Origin of the sequence: Enterobacter cloacae complex sp. CARB60 (genome assembly GCF_036487345.1) — a bacterium.
Classification (GTDB): Bacteria; Pseudomonadota; Gammaproteobacteria; order Enterobacterales; family Enterobacteriaceae; genus Enterobacter; species Enterobacter asburiae_D.
The window spans coordinates 438586-455387 of record NZ_JAZKLC010000002.1 but is presented as its reverse complement, the minus strand read 5'-3'; the positions used below and the strand labels follow the sequence as shown (position 1 = coordinate 455387).

Sequence of the window (16802 nt, the reverse complement as noted above, 5' to 3'; positions counted from 1 at the left end):
ATCATAATTAGCCCCAAATATCAAGATAATGAGAATTACTATCATTTACCGCCAATCAATGCAATCGATGACCGGAAGCAAAGCAGAGACGTTAAATTCGTGTATATATACTTGTGTTTGACCAATGCGGGATAGCTCGTGTCCGACCGTCCGCTGCACAAGTGGAAGATTGTTAGTTTTCGCAGCTTCAGTGACAAAAGTATGGCGTAAACTGTGGATGATACGACGACGCTTAAAGTCATCTAGGTAATGTATACCCAGAGTTTCACGTATGCCGTGAAAAATTCGTGTCAACTGTGTTTTATTAGTGACTTGAGGGAAGAGCCTTGCATCTGGATTCTTGTCTTTGAGATAACCTAAGAAGTTCATTTCTACCAAGCGAAGCGAAAGAGGAATCTGTCGTATTCCAGCATCAGTCTTACTGTCCTGGATCATAACGTAGTGTCGCTGGCTGTCGTCATCCAGACGGATATCTGAAACTTTCAAAGCTGCGATTTCAGAGCGACGAGCACCAGTATATGCAAGCAACAAAAACACCCATTTTTTCCAGTCTTCAAGCGTTGCAAAGTACGCCACCAGCTTTCGCATCTCAGTAAGGCTATAGTTGCCATAGCTTCTGCTTTTCGCCTCAAATTTGACATTATTTGTTGGCGATGAATCAAGAACATCTTCTTCTTTGACCAGGTAGGCAAACAACCCCTGACACAGCTTTAAATAACCGTTAACTGTCCTCGAAGACACAAGGTTTTCTTCAGGGATATCATCCGCGTCAAGACACTCCTGAGTAGTCATCTTGTTGTACGGCTTTTTATTCTGCTGGGGAAGTCCCGCAGCCATCTCGAGTAAATTTTTGATATCACGACGTGTGATGCTATCGACGATAGTATCAGCCCCCAGAACAGCCTCTATGACTTCGTAATACTTTTCACTTTCCTGACGGTTCTTGGGAGTCCAGTCCGACTTAAATTTTACAAACCCCTTCCAGGCTTCAGCTAAGGTAAGTGTGCACTGGCTGGCACTTTCAGAAGCGGCATTCTGTACGGATCTGGGTACAGGAGCATTTTGTTTTATGTTCGATACAATCTGTGAGTAACGAGTAAGATCTTTTCGTAAAAATGCAGAGTGAGCTTCTTGGGACTGGTGCAAAAGCACGGCGTAATTTGCAGCGGCGGACGCTATTTCTTTTTCCATCCCTTGGATGTCACATTCCGATGACAGCGCCCGTCTAAAGTAGTTTTCCGCTCCTGACTCATCACCGCTGAAAAGTGCATCCTGAAAATGTTCCTGGAAAAAGGAGGAGCATGCTTCTCTGAACTCTATCGGCGTAGGTTCTTCATTATTTAACCGTTCAGTACGTGCTTCGCCGGGAATATCTTCCACATACTGCAAGATCTCGGCGTTCATACCCGCTACGAATAAATCAATGTCCTGCGTCGTTAGTTTTTTCATCGTTTTTATTATCTTGAGAAGTTGTCCGCGCCCTATCCTACCAAGTCTGAAAAGCGATATGTACGGGCTAAGGCGAGAAATGATAAACCGGCAGCGACGGGGGCTATCAGTTCCCAAAGAACAACGAAAAAACTGACGTTCAGTAAAGCGAAAGTAGACATAGTAAATGTCGTTGCGGCGGAGCGTATGGGGGATGTTGCAACCGTTGGTGTATCCCATTATGTAACTCATTTTTGCTTTTGAGCACCTGAGATACACCAACGTATTGTTTTAGAATAAGTTGAAGCTGACCGATAAGCCGGGTTCTGTCGTGGACAGTCATTCATCTAGGCCAGCAATCGCTCACTGGCTCAAGCAGCCTACCCGGGTTCAGTACGGGCCGTACCTTGTGAACCCCTATTTGGCCTTGCTCCGGGTGGAGTTTACCGTGCCACGGACTGTTACCAGCCGCGCGGTGCGCTCTTACCGCACCCTTTCACCCTTACCTGATCCCACTTGCGTGGGCCATCGGCGGTTTGCTCTCTGTTGCACTGGTCGTGGGTTTCCCCCCCAGGCGTTACCTGGCACCCTGCCCTATGGAGCCCGGACTTTCCTCCCCTCCGCCCGTCTCCCCCGAAAGGGACGACGACGAAGCGGCGACTGTCTGGTCAGCTTCGGCGCGCAGTATAGAGGGTTTGCGCGCCGCTGTCACCCTTGGGTGTGCATCCCCACCTGCAAAGTCGCGGCGATATTGCGGGAAGCGCGGTAAATGTTGTCATAGGCGCCACGAAACGCCTCTTCCAGTGAACCAATGCTGGTCAACACGCTGAACACGGCGTCAATGCCGTACTGGTGCACTACGCCAACGTCCTGGGTCAGGCTACCGGCAATGCCTATCACCGGCTTATGGTATTTTTTTGCGACGTTCGCTACGCCGACGGGCACTTTGCCGTGAATGCTCTGGCTGTCGATGCGCCCTTCCCCCGTCAGCACCCAGGTGCAGTCGTGGATATGCTCTTCAAGGTTGAGTGCCTGGGTGACAATCTCAATCCCACTCTTAAGTTCCGCGCCGAGCAACGCCATCAGCGCCGCGCCCATACCGCCCGCAGCACCAGCTCCCGGTACGTGCTTCACGTCGATACGCAGGGATTTTTTAATCACGTCTGCAAAGTGGCTGAGATTGGCGTCCAGCTCGAGGATCATCCCCTCTGTCGCCCCTTTTTGTGGGCCGAAGACGCGCGACGCGCCTTTCTCCCCCACCAGCGGGTTGGTGACGTCGCAGGCGACGTGGATCGCACAACGCTGAAGACGCGTATCAAGACCCGAAAGATCAATACCGTTAAGCGCCATCAGGCTTCCGCCGCCGTAGCCGATCTCAGTGCCGTTGGCATCGCTGAGCTTCGCCCCGAGCGCCTGCATCATTCCCGTGCCACCGTCATTGGTCGCGCTGCCGCCGATACCGATAATAATATTGCGCGCGCCTTTATCCAGCGCGCAGAGGATAAGCTCCCCGGTGCCGCGTGAAGTGGTAACCAGCGGGTTGCGCTGTGCCGGAGGGACTAATGCCAGACCGCTGGCTGCCGCCATCTCGATAAATGCAGTGCTGCCGTCGCCGGACATTCCCCAGCAGGCATTCACCTTTTCACCCAGCGGGCCCGTGACGACGGCATAATGTTCGCTGCCGTGGGTGGCGGCGATCATCGCTTCAACCGTGCCTTCCCCGCCGTCAGCAACGGGAACAGAAACATAAAGTGCGTCGGGGAAGATTTCCCGAAATCCTTTTTCTATCGCCTGAGCTACCTCGGTGGCAGAAAGGCTTTCTTTATAAGAGTCTGGCGCGATTACGATTTTCATAGTTGTAGCCTGTTACAGCACGGATCCGGCCTGGACCGTAGGCCCGGTAGGCAAAGCGCCACCGGGCAGGACGTCATTAGCGAGCAACTTCCACTTTCGCCAGTTTTTCGTAGTAGCATGCAATCGCGCTGTGGTCGGCGGTGCCCAAACCGTCCGCGCGCAGCGCCTGCATCATCTCCATGACCGCAGCGGTCAGCGGCAGCTGTGCGCCCACGCCGTGAGAGGTATCCAGCGCGTTAGCCAGATCTTTAATGTGCAGATCGATGCGGAAACCCGGCTTGAAGTTACGATCCATCACCATCGGCGCTTTCGCATCCAGCACCGTGCTGCCCGCAAGGCCGCCACGGATTGCCTGATACACCAGATCCGGGTTCACGCCCGCCTTGGTGGCCAACGTCAACGCTTCTGACATCGCCGCGATATTCAGCGCCACAATCACCTGGTTCGCCAGCTTGGTGACGTTACCCGCGCCGATTTCACCGGTATGCACCACGGAACCGGCCATGGCTTTCATCAGGTCGTAATATTTGTCGAAAATCGCCTTATCGCCGCCCACCATCACCGACAGCGTGCCGTCGATGGCTTTTGGCTCGCCGCCGCTGACCGGTGCGTCTAGCATGTCCACGCCTTTCACCTTAAGCGCCTCGCTGATTTCACGGCTGGCCAGCGGGGCAATAGAGCTCATGTCGATCACCACAAGGCCCGGCTTCGCACCGTCGATAATGCCGTTCTCGCCCAGAGCGACCTCTTTCACGTGCGGGGAGTTTGGCAGCATGGTGATGATCACATCGCACTGCTCGGCAATCGCTTTGGCCGTGGTTGCCGCTTCCGCCCCGGCTGAAATCACTTCCGCCACGGCGTCTGAATTACGGTCTAACACCACCAGTGAGTAACCCGCTTTGATGAGGTTCTTACTCATTGGTTTACCCATGATACCTAAGCCAATAAAGCCCACTTTCAGCGTCATAATCTTTTCCTCAGTGATGGTTATTTTTTAAAAGCGTCTGCTAATTTCTGCGTGGCGGAGCGGAACACGCCGAGATCGCTGCCAACGGCAACGAACGTCGCCCCCCACTCCAGATAGCGGCGGGCATCGGCTTCAACCGGGGCCAGAATGCCGCACGGTTTGCCGTGCGCTTTGGCACGCGCGAAAATGTGCTGAATGGCGCGCTGCACGTCAGGATGGCCCGCATTACCCAGATGCCCGAACGCAGCGGCCAGGTCGCTTGGACCGACAAAGATGCCGTCCACGCCGTCGGTTGCGGCGATGGCATCGACGTTATCCACGCCCTGCTGGCTCTCAATCTGCACCAGGATGGTGATGTTCTTGTTGGACTGGGCGAAGTAGTCCGGCACGGTGCCAAACATGTTGGCGCGGTGCGAAACGGACACGCCGCGAATGCCTTCCGGCGGATAGCGGGTAGAGGCCACGGCCAGCACCGCCTCTTCTTCCGTTTCCACAAACGGGATCAGGAAGTTGTAGAAACCGATATCCAGCAGGCGCTTGATGATGACCGGCTCGTTCGTCGGCACGCGTACCACCGGCGCGCTATGGCTGCCCTTCAGCGCCATCAGCTGCGGAATAAAGGTGCTGATGTCGTTTGGCGCATGTTCGCCGTCCAGCACCAGCCAGTCGAACCCGGCCAGTCCCAGCACTTCGGTGCTGATCGGGCTTGCCAGCGCAGACCAGCAGCCAATCTGAATCTGGTGTGCCGCGAGGGCCGCTTTAAACTTGTTCGGGAAGATATCGTTACTCATCGCTTATACCTTTGCTTATTTCTGCAATTCCATACGTTTGATGTCGCCTACCACGAACAGGTAGCAGAACATCGCCATCAACGCTGAACAGCCAACGAATACCAGTGCCGCGTTGAATGAATGCAGCTCACTGACCAGATAACCAATGACCAATGGAGTCGCGATGGACGCCACGTTGCCAAAGACGTTAAATACCCCCCCGCACAGGCCAACAATCTCTTTCGGCGCGGTGTCGGAAATCACCGGCCAGCCCAGCGCACCAAAGCCTTTGCCGAAGAACGCCAGCGCCATCAGGGCCACCACCAGCGTGGTGTTGTTGGTGTAGTTGCACAGAATGATGGACGATGCCAGCAGCATGCCGAGCACAATCGGCAGCTTGCGTGCCAGGGTTATCGACTTGCCCTGCTTAATCAGATAATCCGAGAACACCCCGCCCAGCACGCCACCGGCAAAACCGCACAGCGCCGGAATGGAGGCCACAAGGCCCACTTTCAGAATCGACATTCCTTTTTCCTGCACCAGATAAATCGGGAACCAGGTAAGGAAGAACCAGGTGATGGTGTTGATAAAGTATTGACCAAAAAAGACGCCCAACATCATGCGGTTGGTCAACAACTGTTTGATGTAATGGAGCTTCGGACCGCCTGCGACCTGCGCACCGGGCTTTTTGTGGTCCATATCCACCACCGCGCCTCCTTCGGAGATGAACTTCAGCTCCTGCTCTGACATACGAGGATGGTCGGTCGGGTTATGGATGTACTTCACCCATACGCCGGTCAGCACGAAACCAATCACGCCCATTACGGTAAAGACATGTTCCCAACCCCAGGCAAAGGTCAGCCAGCCCAGCAGCGGGGAGAAGATTGCCAGCGAGAAATACTGCGCGGCGTTAAACAACGCAGACGCGGTGCCGCGCTCTTTGGTCGGGAACCAGGCCGCCACGATACGGGCGTTGGCAGGGAACGACGGCGCTTCCGAGAAGCCGAGCATAAAGCGCATGATGAACATCGACACGCCCGCCCAGGCCAGCGGGAAGACATCCACAAAGCCCTGCATGAAGGTGAACAGCGACCAGAAGAACAGGCTGTAGGTATAGACCTTTTTCGAGCCGAACTTATCCAGTAGCCAGCCGCCGGGGATTTGCATCAGCAGGTAGGCCCAGCCGAAGGCGGAGAAGATATACCCCATCGAGACGGCACTGAGCTGCAGCTCTTTTGCCACCTCCGTACCGGCAATCGACAGCGTCGCACGGTCAGCGTAGTTAATGGCCGTGACGATAAAAATAATCAATAATATTAAATAGCGAGTGGGTACACCCTTTTTCGATTCTACAACGGTATCCAGAATCATTTTTATTTCCTCAGGCACAGCGAAATTTATATTTATAATTTTAGAAAACATATTTCCTGATTATTTATCGATAGCAGGCAATATCAGGTAATTAACCAGACGCAATATCAATGTGATTTAGTATAATCATCACTTTATGGCATCGCACTGGATTAACGCTCAATTATCACACCTGAAATGAATAAGTTTTTGAGCATATGCACAAAGCACTGGGCGCTGCTGCACAGAATCACGTATTCACAGCCACAGTGCGCTATCTCTCGCTTTAGGGGGTGATCTGGATCACATTCTTATATCACAAGTCCTGACATTCTTTATTTAAGAAAGCAGCGTCTTTATTTCGATAAAAGTAAATAACTATCTGCATGGCTGCATTAATAATCAGACACTTTGCTGGAGAATAGTGAACAATGGCCGACATTGAAATTCGACAGGCATCGCCAACGGCGTTTTATATAAAAGTACATGACACCGATAACGTGGCGATTATTGTCAACGACAACGGCTTAAAAGCGGGAACCCGTTTCCCGGACGGGCTGGAATTGATTGAGCATATTCCGCAGGGGCATAAGGTGGCGCTGGTGGATATCCCGGCGCACGGTGAAATCGTGCGCTACGGTGAAATTATTGGCTATGCCGTCCGCGCTATCCCGCAGGGAAGCTGGATTGAAGAGTCGCTGGTTGAACTGCCAAAAGCGCCGCCGCTGAATACCCTGCCGCTGGCGACCCGCGTGCCTGAACCGCTGCCACCGCTGGAGGGCTATACCTTCGAAGGCTACCGCAATGCGGACGGCAGCGTCGGCACCAAGAACCTGCTCGGTATTACCACCAGCGTGCACTGCGTGGCGGGCGTGGTGGATTACGTGGTGAAAATCATCGAGCGCGATCTGCTGCCGAAATACCCGAACGTGGATGGCGTAGTGGGTCTGAACCACCTCTACGGCTGCGGCGTGGCGATCAACGCGCCCGCTGCCGTGGTGCCGATCCGCACCATTCACAATATTGCCCTCAACCCGAACTTTGGCGGCGAGGTGATGGTCATCGGTCTGGGGTGTGAAAAGTTACAGCCTGAGCGCCTGCTGCAGGGCACCGAGGATGTGAAAGCGATTCCGGTAGACGATGCCAGCATCGTGCGTCTGCAGGACGAGCATCACGTCGGTTTTCGGTCGATGGTCGACGATATTCTGCAGGTGGCTGAACGCCATCTGGACAAGCTCAACAAACGTCAGCGCGAAACCTGCCCGGCCTCTGAGCTGGTGGTGGGAACCCAGTGCGGCGGCAGCGATGCGTTTTCCGGCGTGACCGCCAACCCGGCGGTGGGCTATGCGTCCGATCTGTTCGTGCGCTGCGGCGCCACGGTGATGTTCTCCGAAGTGACCGAAGTGCGTGACGCCATCCACCTGCTGACGCCGCGCGCCGTCAACGAAGAGGTGGGCAAACGCCTGCTGGAAGAGATGGCCTGGTACGATAACTATCTTGATATGGGCCAAACCGACCGCAGCGCCAACCCGTCGCCGGGCAACAAAAAAGGCGGCCTGGCCAACGTAGTGGAAAAAGCCCTTGGGTCGATTGCCAAATCCGGCCAGAGCGCGATTGTCGAAGTGCTCTCTCCGGGCCAGCGCCCGACAAAGCGCGGCCTGATTTACGCGGCAACGCCAGCCAGCGATTTCGTCTGCGGCACGCAGCAGGTGGCGTCCGGCATTACGGTGCAGGTCTTTACCACCGGCCGCGGCACGCCGTACGGCCTGATGGCGGTGCCGGTGATCAAGATGGCGACCCGCACCGAGCTGGCAAACCGCTGGTATGACTTAATGGACATCAACGCGGGCACCATCGCCACCGGCGAAGAGAGCATTGAAGATGTGGGCTGGAAGCTGTTCCACTTCATTCTGGATGTCGCTAGCGGGCGGAAGAAAACCTTCTCTGACCAATGGGGATTGCATAACCAGCTGGCGGTGTTTAACCCGGCACCGGTGACGTGACTTCCCCTCACCCTGCCCTCTCCCCATAGGGGAGAGGGTAAAAACCTTAAACCAACACCACATCAATCCCGCTTTTCCGCAGCCCGTCCAGGCTCTCCGCCGGAATGCCTTCATCGACAATAATCATATCAATCCTTTGCGTATCAATGATTTTATGCAGGCTTGAGCGGTTAAATTTGCTGGAGTCAGTGACAACGATAATACGCTCCGCCACCTCGCACATTTTGCGGTTCAGACGGGCTTCGTCTTCGTTATGCGTGCTCACGCCGCGATCGAGATCGATGGCGTCAACGCCCAGGAACAGCAGGTCAAAATGATAATTCTGTAGCGACTGTTCTGCCTGGTCACCGTAGAAAGATTGCGACTGACGGCGCAGATGCCCGCCGGTCATCAGCAGTTCCACCCCTTCCGCTTCCAGCAACGCATTCGCCACGTTCATCCCGTTGGTCATCGCAATCACGTCCGTATGCTGGCGCAGCATGCGGGCGATTTCATACGTCGTGGTGCCGGAGTCCAGAATAATACGGTGCCCGGGTTTGACCAGCGCGGCAGCGGCCTGCGCGATACTGCGCTTCACCGCCGTATTCAGCGAGCTTTTATCCTCCACGGAAGGCTCAGCGCCCGGCATGTTGCCTTCGCAAATCAATGCCCCACCGTAAGCGCGAACGGCGATGCCCTGCTTCTCCAGGAACGCCAGGTCGTTGCGGATCGTCACCGTCGATACGCCGTACAGATGAGACAGGTCGTTAACCTGCACGCTTCCCTGCGCCCGCAGCCGCTGAATGATCTGCTCTCGCCTTTCACTGGTGCCGGTGATGCGCTTTTCCGCGGATGAATCGGTGCTGCTCATACGAGATCCTTAATAAATTGTCTTTCGTTTCATTTCGTTTTGCCTATTAAGGCCTTTCTTTTTCGGGAATGCAAGTCCCGCCTGACGTCCAGACGCAAGCCAACATGGCGCTGAAACCTTTCATTATGTTTCTTTTGTGAAACAGATCGGAAAACTATTATCTTTCGTTTTATTTTTATATCACCATGATGCAGGATTAAATGAAACAAAACGAAAGACAAGTATCATTACCATCCGAAATGGAGAGGAAAGTGAAACATCTGACAGAAATGGTGGAACAACATAAACGAGGGAATTCAAACGGGATCTATGCCGTCTGTTCCGCACATCCGCTGGTACTTGAAGCTGCCATTCGTTACGCGCATTCGCATCAGTCGCCGCTGCTGATCGAGGCCACCTCCAATCAGGTGGATCAGTTTGGCGGCTATACCGGCATGACGCCTGCGGATTTTCACGGGTTTGTCTGTCAGCTGGCCGAGTCGCTCGGTTTTCCGACCTCACAGCTGATCCTCGGCGGCGATCATTTAGGCCCTAACCGCTGGCAAAATCTCCCTGCGGAACAGGCGATGGCAAATGCCGACGATCTGATCAAAAGCTATGTTTCCGCCGGATTCAAAAAGATCCACCTCGACTGCAGCATGTCCTGCGAGGACGACCCGGTTCCCCTGACCGACGCGATCGTTGCCGCACGCGCCGCACGCCTGGCGAAGATTGCCGAAGCGACCTGTCGCGATCGGTTTGGTGAATCCGATCTGGTCTACGTTATCGGTACGGAAGTGCCGGTTCCCGGCGGCGCGCACGAGACGCTCACCGAACTTGCCGTCACCACGCCGGACGCGGCCCGCGCCACGCTTGAGGCGCACCGCCACGCGTTCGAAAAGGAAGGCTTAAGCGACATCTGGCCGCGCATTATTGGCCTGGTGGTCCAGCCTGGCGTGGAGTTCGACCACGCGCACGTCTGCGACTATCAGCCGCAGAAAGCCGTTGCCCTGAGCAAAATGGTTGAAGCCTACGATACGCTGGTGTTTGAAGCGCACTCCACCGACTACCAGACGCCGCAGGCGCTGCGTCAGCTGGTCAACGATCACTTTGCGATCCTGAAAGTTGGCCCCGCCCTGACCTTCGCCCTGCGCGAAGCGCTGTTCTCGCTGGCCGCCATAGAAGAGGAACTGCTGCCGGCAAAAGCCAGCTCCGGCCTGCGTCACGTGCTGGAAAACGTCATGCTCGATCGCCCAGAGTACTGGCAAAGCCATTACCACGGTGACGGCAACGCGCGTCGCCTGGCGCGCGGCTACAGCTACTCTGACCGCGTGCGCTACTACTGGCCGGACAGCCAGATCGACGACGCCTTTGAACGGCTGGTGCGTAACCTGGCAGACGAGCCTATTCCTCTGCCGCTGATCAGCCAGTACCTGCCGCTGCAGTACGGCAAAGTTCGCGAGGGCGCTCTCAAGTCAACGCCACGGGAACTCATCATCGACCACATTCAGGACATACTCCAGCAGTACCACGCCGCCTGCGAAGGCGTAACGACTCAAAACGCATAATTAAAAAAGAGGAAAACGCTATGCCAAACATTGTTTTATGCCGCATCGACGAACGCCTGATCCACGGTCAGGTGGGCGTGCAGTGGGTGGGGTTTGCGGGGGCAAACCTGGTGCTGGTCGCTAACGATGAGGTCGCAGAGGATCCGGTTCAACAGAACCTGATGGAAATGGTGCTCGCGGAAGGGATCGCCGTGCGCTTCTGGTCGCTGCAAAAAGCGATCGACAATATTCATCGCGCCGCTGACCGCCAGAAAATCCTGCTGGTCTGCAAATCACCCGCCGATTTTCTAAAGCTGGTTGAGGGCGGCGTGCCCATCACCCGTATTAACGTCGGAAACATGCACTACGCCAGTGGCAAACAACAAATTGCCAAAACGGTCTCTGTCGACGCGAACGATATCGCCGCGTTCAACGGCCTGAAAGCGGCCGGTGTGGAATGCTTCGTTCAGGGCGTTCCAACAGAAACTGCTTTGGATCTCTTTAAACTGCTCTGAGGGATTCACAATGGAAATCAGTCTGTTGCAGGCGCTGGGGTTGGGCATACTCGCCTTTATCGCCGGTCTGGATATGTTTAACGGGTTAACGCACATGCACCGCCCGGTGGTACTCGGGCCGCTGGTCGGCCTGATTCTGGGCGATCTGCACACCGGCATTTTGACCGGCGGTACGTTAGAGCTGGTCTGGATGGGGCTGGCCCCGCTCGCCGGTGCCCAGCCGCCGAACGTCATTATCGGCACCATCGTGGGTACCGCATTTGCCATCAGCACCGGCGTGAAGCCAGAAGTTGCGGTTGGCGTCGCCGTGCCGTTTGCCGTTGCGGTTCAGATGGGGATTACGTTCCTCTTCTCGGTAATGTCCGGCGTCATGTCGCGCTGCGATCGCATGGCGGCCAATGCTGATACTCACGGTATTGAACGGGTTAACTATCTTGCGCTGCTGGCGCTCGGCATCTTCTATTTTCTGTGCGCGTTCCTGCCGATCTACTTCGGTGCGGAACATGCGAAAACCGCCATTGACGTTCTGCCAGCGCGTCTGATTGACGGCCTCGGCGTCGCGGGCGGCATCATGCCAGCCATCGGCTTCGCCGTGCTGCTGAAGATCATGATGAAAAACGTCTACATCCCTTACTTCATTATCGGTTTTGTCGCCGCCGCCTGGCTCAAGCTTCCGGTGCTGGCGATTGCGGCCGCCGCGCTGGCCATGGCGCTGATCGACCTGATGCGTAAATCACCTGAACCGACGGCTCCCGCAGCCCAGAAAGAGGAATTCGAAGATGGCATCTAATCAAACAACGTTACCGGGCGTCTCTGAAACTGAAGAGACCCTGCTGACCGGCGTGAATGAAAACGTCTACGAAGACCAAAGCATCGGTGCCGAGCTGACGAAAAAGGATATTAACCGCGTAGCCTGGCGTTCCATGCTGCTGCAGGCCTCGTTCAACTATGAACGTATGCAGGCCTCCGGCTGGCTGTACGGGCTACTGCCCGCGTTGAAAAAGATCCACACCAACAAGCGGGACCTGGCGCGGGCAATGAAAGGCCATATGGGCTTCTTTAACACCCACCCGTTCCTGGTGACCTTTGTTATCGGCATCATTCTGGCGATGGAGCGATCCAAGCAGGATGTGAACAGCATCCAGAGCACCAAAATTGCCGTCGGCGCGCCGCTCGGCGGCATTGGCGACGCCATGTTCTGGCTAACCCTGCTGCCCATCTGCGGCGGTATTGGTGCCAGCATGGCGCTGCAAGGGTCGATTCTGGGCGCGGTGGTCTTTATCGTGCTGTTTAACGTGGTACACCTTGGCCTGCGTTTTGGCCTGGCGCACTACGCTTACCGGATGGGCGTCGCGGCCATTCCGCTGATTAAAGCCAACACCAAAAAGGTAGGCCACGCGGCGTCTATCGTCGGGATGACGGTGATCGGCGCGCTGGTGGCAACCTACGTCCGCCTCAATACCACGCTCGAAATCAAGGCGGGTGATGCCGTTGTCAAACTGCAGGCCGACGTCATCGACAAGCTGATGCCCGCGTTCCTGCCGCTGGTCTACACCCTGACCATGTTCTGGCTGGTACGCCGCGGCTGGAGCCCGCTGCGGCTAATCGGTATCACCGTGCTGCTGGGCGTTGTCGGTAAATTCTGTCACTTCCTGTAAAAGCAAAGAGGTTGCGATGTTAGGCATTATTTTGACGGGTCACGGCGGTTTTGCCAGCGGGCTTGAGCAGGCGATGAAGCAGATCCTCGGCGAGCAGCCGCAGTTTATCGCCATTGATTTTCCGGAAACCTCCACCACCGCGCGGCTGACCGCTCAGCTTGAGCAGGCGGTGAGCGAACTCGATGCGCAGCACGATATTGTGTTTCTCACCGACCTGCTCGGCGGCACGCCGTTCCGCGTGGCGTCAACGCTCGCGATGCAAAGGCCGGGCAGCGAAGTGATTACCGGCACCAACCTGCAGCTTCTGCTGGAGATGGTGCTGGAGCGCGACGGATTAAGCAGCGAAGCGTTTCGTCTGCAGGCGCTGGAGTGCGGACACCGCGGCCTGACGAGCCTGGTGGACGAGCTGGGGCGCTGTCGCGAGGAAGCGCCTGCCGAGGAAGGGATATGAGCCAGCTGCTGCGCGCGCGACGGATCCTTACCGAACAGGGCTGGCTGGACGACCACCAGCTACGCATTGAAAGCGGTGCAGTTGCGGCGATTGAACCCATCCCGGCGGGCGTTACGACGCGGGATGCGGAGCTACTTTGCCCGGCCTATATCGATACGCACGTCCACGGCGGCGCGGGCGTGGACGTCATGGATGATGCGCCCGGCGTGCTGGACACCCTGGCAATGCATAAAGCCCGCGAAGGCGTGGGCGCATTTTTACCCACCACCGTGACAGCGCCGCTGGAGAGTATTCACGCCGCGCTGATGCGTATCGCCCGGCGCACTCAGTCCGGCGGCCCCGGCGCGCAGATCCTGGGCAGCTATCTGGAAGGACCGTACTTTACGCCGCAGAACAAAGGGGCGCATCCGCCGGAGCTGTTCCGGGAGCTGGATATCGCCGAGCTGGACAGGCTGGTTGACGTTTCACAGAGCACGCTGCGGGTAGTGGCGCTCGCGCCAGAAAAGCCCGGTGCGCTGCAGGCAATTCATCATCTTAAACAGCGCGGGATACGCGTGATGCTGGGCCACAGCGCTGCCACGTACCGGCAAACTCTTGCCGCGTTTGATGCGGGTGCCGACGGGCTGGTTCACTGCTACAACGGCATGACGGGGCTGCACCACAGAGAGCCCGGCATGGTCGGCGCAGGGCTTACGGACAAACGGGCGTGGCTGGAGCTGATTGCCGACGGCCACCACGTCCATCCGGGGGCGATGCGCTTATGCTGCTGCTGCGCGCAGGATCGCGTGGTGCTGATTACCGATGCCATGCAGGCGGCAGGTATGCCGGACGGTCGGTATACGCTCTGTGGTGAAGAGGTCACGATGCACCACGGCGTGGTGAAAACCGCCTCCGGCGGGCTGGCGGGCAGCACGCTGTCGCTGGATGCCGCGGTCAGGAATATGGTGGAGTATGCGGGCGTAACCCCCGAAGACGCTATCCATATGGCCTCGCTGCACCCTGCCCGGCTGCTGGGCGTTGACGGTCAGCTCGGATCCATAGCCCCGGGTAAACGCGCCAATATTATTTCGCTGGACGGTGGTTTACACCTCCAGCAGATCTGGATTCAGGGCCAGGCTCTCCCCCTTTAGCCCTTTCATTGTGTTTCCTGTTGGCCTTACGGCACCCGATCGTAAGGCCTTTCTTTTCCTTTCCTTAAACTTACCCTTTCCTTTCACGATCACACTTTTCGTTTTATTTCTTTTCTTCCATTGAAGTTTCGATTTCTTTTCTATAGATTTTATTTAACTGCTTAAGTGAACAAGTGAAACGAAACGAAAGATAGCGACACGATTGCCAGCGTCTGATGTGGAATTCACAAGACTAAGGACTGAGTTATGCCACAAACCACTACCGCCGCCACAACCGGCACCTGGACCGAGGAAGAGATCCGCCAGCAGCCTGCCAGCTGGATCCGCTCGCTCAACAACATCGATAACCTGCGTGCTTCGATCGACAGTTTCCTGACGCCGCTGCTGCGCAAGAACGATCTGCGGATCGTCCTGACCGGCGCGGGCACGTCCGCCTTTATCGGCGATATCGTTTCTCCCTGGCTCGCGAGCTACACCGGGAAAAACTTCGCGGCCGTCCCGACAACCGATCTGGTCACGAACCCAATGGACTACTTCAGCCCTGCGCATCCGCTGCTGCTGATTTCATTTGCCCGCTCCGGCAACAGTCCGGAAAGCGTCGCGGCCGTTGAGCTGGCAAACCAGTTCGTGCCGGAGTGCTACCACCTGTCGATTACCTGCAACGAGGCGGGGAGCCTGTACCAGAACGCCGTCGACAGCGATAACGCCTATGCCCTGCTGATGCCTGCCGAAACGCACGATCGCGGGTTCGCGATGACCAGCAGCATCACCACCATGATGGCGAGCTGTCTGGCGGTGTTTGCTCCGGAAACGATCAATAGCCACACCTTCCGCGACGTGGCAGATCGCTGTCAGGCGATCCTCGCCTCACTCGGCGATTTCAGCCACGGCGTCTTTGGCAGCGAGCCGTGGAAAAGGATCGTGTATCTGGGAAGCGGCGGCCTGCAGGGCGCGGCGCGCGAATCGGCGCTGAAGGTGCTGGAGCTGACGGCGGGCAAGCTGGCGGCATTTTACGACTCCCCGACGGGCTTCCGTCACGGGCCGAAGTCTCTGGTCGATAGCGAAACGCTGGTGGTGGTGTTTATCTCCAGCCACCCGTATACGCGTCAGTACGATCTGGATCTGCTGGCCGAGCTGCGCCGCGATCGTCAGGCCCTGCGCGTCGTCGCCATCGCCGCTGAAAGCGATCCGGTGATTGAAGCGGGTCCGCACATCCTGCTGCCGCCTTCACGGCCGTTTATCGATATGGAACAGGCGTTCTGCTTCCTGATGTATGCCCAGGTCTTTGCACTCACCCAGTCGCTCAGCGTAGGCAATACGCCCGATACGCCATCCGCCAGCGGGACGGTCAACCGCGTGGTGCAGGGCGTTGTTATTCACCCGTGGCAGGCTTAAGAGGATCGGATCATGAGTATTATTTCTACCAAATATCTTCTGCAGGACGCGCAGGCAAAAGGCTACGCCGTTCCGGCGTTCAACATCCACAACGCGGAGACGATCCAGGCGATCCTCGAAGCGTGCAGCGAAATGCGATCGCCGGTGATCCTCGCGGGCACACCGGGCACCTTTAAGCATATTGCGCTGGAAGAGATCTACGCCCTGTGCAGCGCGTACTCCCACACCTACGACATGCCGCTGGCGCTGCACCTCGATCACCACGAATCGCTGGACGATATTCGCCGCAAGGTCAACGCGGGCGTGCGCAGCGCGATGATCGACGGCAGCCACTATCCGTTTGAACAAAACGTGAAGCTGGTGAAGTCGGTGGTCGATTTCTGCCACCTCAACGACTGCAGCGTCGAAGCCGAGCTGGGCCGTCTGGGCGGCGTGGAAGATGACATGAGCGTGGACGCCGAAAGCGCGTTCCTCACCGATCCGCAGGAGGCGAAACGCTTCGTCGAACTGACCGGCGTCGATAGCCTTGCTGTCGCCATCGGCACCGCGCACGGCCTGTATACCAAACGCCCGAAAATTGACTTCCAACGGCTGGCGGAAATCCGCGAAGTGGTCACCGTACCGCTGGTGCTGCACGGCGCGAGCGATGTGCCGGATGAGTTTGTGCGCCGCACCATCGAGCTGGGCGTGTGCAAAGTCAACGTGGCCACCGAGCTGAAAATTGCCTTCTCTGACGCGGTTAAAGCCTGGTTTGCCGAAAACCCGCAGGGGAACGATCCGCGCTTCTACATGCGGGTCGGCATGGACGCCATGAAAGAGGTGGTCAGAAGCAAGATCGCCGTTTGCGGCTCGGCAAACCGGCTCCTGCTTCCTGCCGAAGCCTGATCCCATCGCGCATTACGTCA

Annotated in this window: 15 protein-coding genes and 1 other RNA gene; 9 read left to right on the top strand and 7 right to left on the bottom strand. The window is 56.7% G+C overall.

The annotated features are described in order from the left end of the window. Positions 1-45: 45 nt before the first annotated feature. The 6 genes from V4835_RS03205 to V4835_RS03180 form a co-directional block, all read right to left on the bottom strand. Positions 46-1449: a tyrosine-type recombinase/integrase gene (locus tag V4835_RS03205; protein WP_331411161.1), complete on the bottom strand. Its 1404-nt coding sequence runs from the start codon at positions 1447-1449 to the stop codon at positions 46-48. A gap of 278 nt (positions 1450-1727) precedes the next feature. Beyond that, positions 1728-2104: RNase P RNA component class A (rnpB, locus tag V4835_RS03200), an RNA gene on the bottom strand. A 32-nt stretch (positions 2105-2136) separates the two neighbouring features. Beyond that, complete coding sequence (gene garK / locus V4835_RS03195) at positions 2137-3282, bottom strand: glycerate 2-kinase (RefSeq protein ID WP_331411160.1); 1146 nt, start codon at positions 3280-3282, stop codon at positions 2137-2139. A gap of 76 nt (positions 3283-3358) precedes the next feature. Further along, entirely contained in the window at positions 3359-4249 is an 891-nt protein-coding gene (garR, locus tag V4835_RS03190) for a 2-hydroxy-3-oxopropionate reductase (protein ID WP_063143548.1), read from the bottom strand. 20 nt (positions 4250-4269) lie between these two features. Next, positions 4270-5040, bottom strand: a complete 771-nt coding sequence (gene garL / locus V4835_RS03185; protein WP_126545290.1) for a 2-dehydro-3-deoxyglucarate aldolase — start codon at positions 5038-5040, stop codon at positions 4270-4272. 15 nt (positions 5041-5055) lie between these two features. Next, positions 5056-6390 (bottom strand): MFS transporter, encoded by a 1335-nt coding sequence (locus tag V4835_RS03180; protein WP_063143550.1) that lies wholly within the window; start codon positions 6388-6390, stop codon positions 5056-5058. A 410-nt stretch (positions 6391-6800) separates the two neighbouring features. Between V4835_RS03180 and garD the strand changes: the two genes are divergently transcribed. Continuing rightward, entirely contained in the window at positions 6801-8372 is a 1572-nt protein-coding gene (garD, locus tag V4835_RS03175; RefSeq protein ID WP_126545292.1) for a galactarate dehydratase, read from the top strand. Positions 8373-8418: 46 nt separating this feature from the next. On the opposite strand, the gene V4835_RS03170 is transcribed toward garD, so the two are convergent. Further along, positions 8419-9222, bottom strand: a complete 804-nt coding sequence (locus V4835_RS03170) for a DeoR family transcriptional regulator (protein ID WP_331411159.1) — start codon at positions 9220-9222, stop codon at positions 8419-8421. Between the two features lie 239 nt (positions 9223-9461). On the opposite strand from V4835_RS03170, the gene kbaZ reads away from it, so the two are divergent. The 8 genes from kbaZ (at position 9462) to kbaY (ending at position 16782) form a co-directional block, all read left to right on the top strand. Next, a complete protein-coding gene (kbaZ, locus tag V4835_RS03165; RefSeq protein WP_331414071.1) occupies positions 9462-10769 on the top strand; it encodes a tagatose-bisphosphate aldolase subunit KbaZ in 1308 nt (435 codons plus the stop codon). A 20-nt stretch (positions 10770-10789) separates the two neighbouring features. Further along, positions 10790-11263 carry a PTS N-acetylgalactosamine transporter subunit IIB gene (gene agaV, locus V4835_RS03160; protein WP_063143553.1) on the top strand — a complete coding sequence of 158 codons (474 nt, stop codon included), beginning with the start codon at positions 10790-10792 and terminating at the stop codon, positions 11261-11263. Positions 11264-11273: 10 nt separating this feature from the next. After that, a complete protein-coding gene (agaW, locus tag V4835_RS03155) occupies positions 11274-12053 on the top strand; it encodes a PTS N-acetylgalactosamine transporter subunit IIC (RefSeq protein ID WP_024906387.1) in 780 nt (259 codons plus the stop codon). Then, the gene (agaE, locus tag V4835_RS03150; RefSeq protein ID WP_331411158.1) at positions 12043-12921 is read left to right on the top strand and encodes a PTS N-acetylgalactosamine transporter subunit IID; all 879 of its coding nucleotides are present in this window, start codon (positions 12043-12045) and stop codon (positions 12919-12921) included. The genes agaW and agaE overlap by 11 nt, the downstream gene beginning before the upstream one ends. A 16-nt stretch (positions 12922-12937) precedes the next feature. Beyond that, complete coding sequence (agaF, locus tag V4835_RS03145; RefSeq protein ID WP_023333563.1) at positions 12938-13372, top strand: PTS galactosamine/N-acetylgalactosamine transporter subunit IIA; 435 nt, start codon at positions 12938-12940, stop codon at positions 13370-13372. Then, on the top strand, positions 13369-14502 hold the full coding sequence (nagA, locus tag V4835_RS03140) for an N-acetylglucosamine-6-phosphate deacetylase (RefSeq protein ID WP_331411157.1): 1134 nt from the start codon (positions 13369-13371) through the stop codon (positions 14500-14502). Before agaF ends, nagA begins: the two co-directional genes overlap by 4 nt. A 246-nt stretch (positions 14503-14748) precedes the next feature. Further along, positions 14749-15897: an SIS domain-containing protein gene (locus tag V4835_RS03135; protein WP_331411156.1), complete on the top strand. Its 1149-nt coding sequence runs from the start codon at positions 14749-14751 to the stop codon at positions 15895-15897. A gap of 12 nt (positions 15898-15909) precedes the next feature. Further along, entirely contained in the window at positions 15910-16782 is an 873-nt protein-coding gene (gene kbaY, locus V4835_RS03130) for a tagatose-bisphosphate aldolase subunit KbaY (RefSeq protein WP_045134778.1), read from the top strand. Positions 16783-16802 lie beyond the last annotated feature (20 nt).

Coding starts and splice junctions, on each gene's coding strand:
- V4835_RS03205 (WP_331411161.1), bottom strand. CDS start 1,449: ATGAAAAAACTAACGACGCAGGACATTGATTTATTCGTAGCGGGTATG.
- V4835_RS03180 (WP_063143550.1), bottom strand. CDS start 6,390: ATGATTCTGGATACCGTTGTAGAATCGAAAAAGGGTGTACCCACTCGC.
- agaW (WP_024906387.1), top strand. CDS start 11,274: ATGGAAATCAGTCTGTTGCAGGCGCTGGGGTTGGGCATACTCGCCTTT.
- agaE (WP_331411158.1), top strand. CDS start 12,043: ATGGCATCTAATCAAACAACGTTACCGGGCGTCTCTGAAACTGAAGAG.
- V4835_RS03170 (WP_331411159.1), bottom strand. CDS start 9,222: ATGAGCAGCACCGATTCATCCGCGGAAAAGCGCATCACCGGCACCAGT.
- garL (WP_126545290.1), bottom strand. CDS start 5,040: ATGAGTAACGATATCTTCCCGAACAAGTTTAAAGCGGCCCTCGCGGCA.
- nagA (WP_331411157.1), top strand. CDS start 13,369: ATGAGCCAGCTGCTGCGCGCGCGACGGATCCTTACCGAACAGGGCTGG.
- garK (WP_331411160.1), bottom strand. CDS start 3,282: ATGAAAATCGTAATCGCGCCAGACTCTTATAAAGAAAGCCTTTCTGCC.
- kbaZ (WP_331414071.1), top strand. CDS start 9,462: ATGGAGAGGAAAGTGAAACATCTGACAGAAATGGTGGAACAACATAAA.
- agaF (WP_023333563.1), top strand. CDS start 12,938: ATGTTAGGCATTATTTTGACGGGTCACGGCGGTTTTGCCAGCGGGCTT.
- agaV (WP_063143553.1), top strand. CDS start 10,790: ATGCCAAACATTGTTTTATGCCGCATCGACGAACGCCTGATCCACGGT.
- garD (WP_126545292.1), top strand. CDS start 6,801: ATGGCCGACATTGAAATTCGACAGGCATCGCCAACGGCGTTTTATATA.
- kbaY (WP_045134778.1), top strand. CDS start 15,910: ATGAGTATTATTTCTACCAAATATCTTCTGCAGGACGCGCAGGCAAAA.
- V4835_RS03135 (WP_331411156.1), top strand. CDS start 14,749: ATGCCACAAACCACTACCGCCGCCACAACCGGCACCTGGACCGAGGAA.
- garR (WP_063143548.1), bottom strand. CDS start 4,249: ATGACGCTGAAAGTGGGCTTTATTGGCTTAGGTATCATGGGTAAACCA.